A 2,259-nucleotide genomic window follows, 5' to 3' on the forward strand; every position below is an offset into this window, starting at 1 on the left:
TAGCATCCGCGCCACCTGCCCGGCAGAGGTGCCCGCGACCGCGGCGGAGCGCCTCGGCCTGATGCGCGAGCGTCTCACGGTCATGATCAAGGCGATGGACACGTTTGCGCCGGCGCTCGCGAAATTCGAGGGGCTCCTCGACGACGGCCAGAAGACAAAGCTTGACGGGCTGGCCAGGGAGCGCCGCGCCGCGCTGGCCGCGGGCCAGAAGAAGGACACGCAGGCTGCATCAGCATGCGATCCCAACAGCGATCCACGCTATGACGAAAAGCTGCAGCGTCAGTATGAGCAGCTCGTGCAGCAGCAATGGCCCGCGGGCGACATCGCCGCGACGCTTCGCCTCGACGAGACCGCCCGCGCCCGCCTCGAGGTGCTGCAGGACACCACCCTGCGCACCATGGAAACGCTCAGTGCCTGCCCGTCACAGCCCGCCGCGACCCCGCAAGCCCGCCTCACTGCCGCCAAGGCACGGCTGGAGACGATGCTGCAGGCCGTGAACGGCGTCGCTGATGCCTTCGATGATTTCGAGGCTGACTTGAGCGACGAGCAGAAGGCGGGGTTCGAGGCGATCGGGCCGAAGCGCGGGGCGTGATCGGGCCACGCGGAGCGGCATCTTTTGTCACCGGAAGCGGGTCATGCAGAGCTGCTTGTCCTCGGCCTTCTTTTGGAAGCCGTAGTGAATGCAAGCCGCATCTTCCGTTGGCGTGTGCTTCCTGATCTTGAGATAGATGCGGGACGGCTTGCCCTCGCCAAAATAGAGATCACCCGAAACAGCCACCTTGCCGTCGCCGACAAACTCGTGGCGGTTGAAGTCGCCGGCTTCGGCGGTCGTTCCGAAGCAGCCACGCACGAGATTCATGAGCTTGTCAGTACGCTGTTCCAGCTCGCGTCGCGTGGTCTTGTCGTATTTCCAGTCGCATTCATAGGTCGGCACGATGCGCAACGTGATGTCCTTGTCGGTCCCCATTTCTATCGCGCACACGGCTGAGGTCGAAAGGAAGTCCTGCGAAAGGGTCACGGGGGTGACGTACTCGTCGATCGCCGCGAGGTCGCTGATCTTGACGCCCTTGCTCCCAAGCGTGCCGGGTTCGATGAACCACTGCTCCTTCTTCTCCTTCGTGATGGCAGCGAAGAGGGTTGCGGCTTCGGAGCTGACGGATCTTATCTTCTCGCAAAACTGGCTTTGCCTCTGGCTCGCATCGGCCGCCTTCACCGCCGGAGTGGATTTTTCTTCCTGGGCGAGCTTGTCGGCCTGGATCTCTTTGAGCTGCCGGATCATGCCGGACAGATATTCGAGGTCGGCCTTGGCGCAGGCCTTGGCTTTCCTGGCTTCGCCCTCCTTCAACCAGCCGACGTACATCTTGTCGACCGGGCCCTTGCTGCAGCCGGCATCGATCAGCTTGAGCTGCTCGGTGTAATAGGCCTGCTGATCCTTCAGATTGTTGTCGGCGTCGATACAGCTCAAAGCATGGTCGCGCAGGTCGGTGAGACGGTTGTACTCGTCGCGATCGATTTCCTTCTTGTCGTATCTGTCCCTGATCGGCGGCATCGTCGCGTATTTCAGGTCTTCGATGGCGGCGCGCTCGCGTGCATTGAGATTGAGGGACGCCTTCTGCTCGGCATCGAGACGATGTTCCACACTAAAATCGCTAGGACAGCGGTTGGCCGCCTGCAGGGTCACGGGATTCAGGACGACGAAGGCAAGGACAACGAAGCCGACGCAATTGCGCATGGGACTATTCCTGGGGCGAGCAATGTCGGCAAAATAGCCGGAAATCCGTCCCAGGCAATCCCGTTGGTCTATGCTGCTGCGCGTGCCCGGCGATCCCCAGGCTACCCGCACGCCCAGTCGAACTTCATATCCCCGAAGTCGAGCTGCGCGTTGCCGGTGCCGAAATTGTAGCCGCCAAGATATTCCTCGAACTCGATGTAGAACGGGCTCATCTCCGGGACCGCCTGGCAGGGCCGCATGGTGCCGCCGAGATGGTTGTGGGCGTGGTCCTTGGCCCAGTCGTGCAGGCGGTAATTCTCTGGGCTCGGGACGCCGTCAAAGTAATAGTAGGACTGATAGTCGCTCGGCGGGTTGCGCGGGAAGTGCGGGTCCTGCGGGGGCTTTCCGGCGTTGGGATCGGTCGCGCGCGGCACCAAGGCGATTCCGAGGTTCTCGGTCAGATCGGCGCGCGGAGGGCCCGCGAACATTTTCTGCGCAAAGGGCGGGGCGGCCCCGTAGAAGGCGCTGGCGCCGCCGACATCGAGCCA

2 protein-coding genes and 1 pseudogene are annotated in these 2,259 nt (G+C 62.7%); 1 reads left to right on the forward strand and 2 read right to left on the reverse strand.

Going from position 1 to position 2,259, the window contains the following annotated elements:
- A partial coding sequence (locus tag MOV74_RS36410) for a Spy/CpxP family protein refolding chaperone (protein ID WP_246932138.1) occupies positions 1 to 592 on the forward strand: 592 nt, incomplete at its 5' end.
- A gap of 27 nt (positions 593 to 619) precedes the next feature.
- Here MOV74_RS36410 and MOV74_RS36415 read toward each other — a convergent pair.
- Both MOV74_RS36415 and MOV74_RS36420 read right to left on the reverse strand, forming a co-directional pair.
- Complete coding sequence (locus MOV74_RS36415) at positions 620 to 1,732, reverse strand: hypothetical protein (protein ID WP_246932140.1); 1,113 nt, start codon at positions 1,730 to 1,732, stop codon at positions 620 to 622.
- 101 nt (positions 1,733 to 1,833) lie between these two features.
- A pseudogene (locus MOV74_RS36420) lies at positions 1,834 to 2,259 on the reverse strand (hypothetical protein); the annotation flags it as partial.

Origin of the sequence: Bradyrhizobium sp. SHOUNA76 (genome assembly GCF_023006445.1) — a bacterium.
Classification (GTDB): domain Bacteria; phylum Pseudomonadota; class Alphaproteobacteria; order Rhizobiales; family Xanthobacteraceae; genus Bradyrhizobium.